Annotated in this window: 1 pseudogene; it reads right to left on the bottom strand. The window is 36.9% G+C overall.

Features of this window, described 5'->3' with window-relative positions:
- Positions 1–2,222, bottom strand: a pseudogene (locus ACSVH9_RS16200) (hypothetical protein); the annotation flags it as partial.

Consider the following 2,222-nt stretch of genomic DNA (forward strand, 5'->3'; position numbering starts at 1 on the left):
GGATTATAGGTGCAAAAACTTGTACCAAAACTGTTGCTTGATCACAATTGGTAGGATTCAGTTTTTCACATATTTGATAAACTATTGTATAAGTTCCAGATGGGGTATTAGCAGGAATACTTACATTACCTGTTGCCACATCAAGTATTGGCACTAATCCTCCATTTATTGGAGTTGCATTTTGCTGCACAACTAAACTTACAGCTGATAAATTAACGTTACCACCATTTAATGTATCGTTTGTAAGAACGTTTATTGCATTATTTGCTCCAACATAACCATTGATACTATTAACATTATCATTATTGGCTACTATTAAGGCTCCATCAACAGTAATAATAGCAATCGCCTGATCACAATTGGTTGGATTGAGTTTTTCACAAATTTGATAATTGATAGTATAAGTTCCTGCTGGAGTACCCGAAGGAACACTTACCATTCCTGTAGTTGGATTTAATTCAGGTACCAAACCTCCATTTATTGGTATGGCTGGTGTAATAACTGTTAAAGTAGTGGCAGCTAAATTTGTGTTTAAACCATTGAGTAAATCGTTCGAAATAACATCTAAAACATCAGTTGCACCAGTCAATCCATTAATATTATTCACCGTATCATCATTGGCAACAATATTGGCTTGTACAACTGCTATAGTTATTATGGCTTGGTCACAATTGCTTGGGTTTAACTTTTCACAAATTTGATATTCTATAGTATAAACTCCAGCAGCTGTTCCTGCTGGAACAGACACTAGTCCCGTTGCAATATTCAATACTGGTACAGGAGCTCCTCCTATTGAAGCGGCTTGTTTGATAACTGTTGCTGTAATTTCGGCAAGTTTAACAGTATTACCATTTAATGTATCATTAGCAAATGCATTAACCACATTGGCTCGACCTGTCAATCCATTAATGTTACTTGCCGAATCATCAATAGCCACTATCGGTGCTGCTACAACATCGATGGTAATGATTCCTTTATCACAAACCGTTAGATTGAGTTTTTGACAAATTTCATATTCTATGGTATACCTTCCTGCTGGTGTTCCTACTGGTACGTCTACAAATCCTGTTGTAGCATCAAGTACTGGAACAATTCCACTTCCGATGGCTGTTGCTGGTTGAGTTACTTTCAAATTGACGTTACTCAAAGTGGCTGATAATCCAGAAACTGTGTCGTTTGTCAAAGCATTCACTACTGCAGTTGCTCCTACGTATCCGTTGATATTCGTCGCAGAATCATCATTAGCAATAATAGTTGAAGCAATAACTTCTATTGTAGCAACAGCTTTATCGCAATTCGTTGGATTTAATATCTCACATATTTCATATTCTATAGTGTAATTTCCTGCTGGTGTTCCTGCTGGCACATTTACAATTCCTGTTGATGGATCCAATACTGGAACCAATCCACCGTTTATTGATGTAGCTGGTGTAAGTATTTTTGAAGTGATTTCTGAAAGTTTTACAGCAACACCATTTAAAGTATCGTTGGTATAAACATTCATCACATTGGTTTGACCTACTACTCCATTGATACTTGATGCAGAATCATTTACTGCATCGATAATTGGAACAACTACAGTAACCGTAATTTGTCCATCATCACAATTAATTGGATTGAGTTTTTCACAAATACGGTAATCAATAACATAAGTACCTGCTGATGTTCCTGCTGGTATGCTTACCAATCCTGTTGTGGTGTTCAACACTGGCACTAAACCTCCGTTGATTGGTGTTGCTACATTTAGTACTGTAGTGTTGATTTCTGATAATAGTACATTTTGACCATTTAAGGTGTCATTTGCAATAGCATCCAAAGCATCCAATTTTCCTGTATATCCATTGATATTCGTAACTGAATCGTCGTTGGCAACAATTGTTGAAACTCCTACAAGTATGGTGATTACGGCTTCATCGCAATTGGTTGGATTTAAAGTTTCACATATTTTATAGGTTATAGCATATGTTCCTCCGGGTGTATTGGCAGGTACACTAACGATTCCTGTTGCGATATCCAATACAGGAACTCCCCCTCCATTAATGGAAACTGCTGGCGATAAAATTGTTCTTGTAATTTCACTTAATACCAAAGGTAATCCGTTAAGGGTATCGTTACTATAAGCATTCAATGCGTTGACGGTTCCAATTTTTCCATTGATACTAGCCGACACATCATCTACTGCATCTATAACTGGAGTGGCTACTTGTATAATAATCGTTGCC

It is taken from the genome of Flavobacterium sp. RSSB_23, assembly GCF_051547145.1.
Taxonomy (GTDB): domain Bacteria; phylum Bacteroidota; class Bacteroidia; order Flavobacteriales; family Flavobacteriaceae; genus Flavobacterium.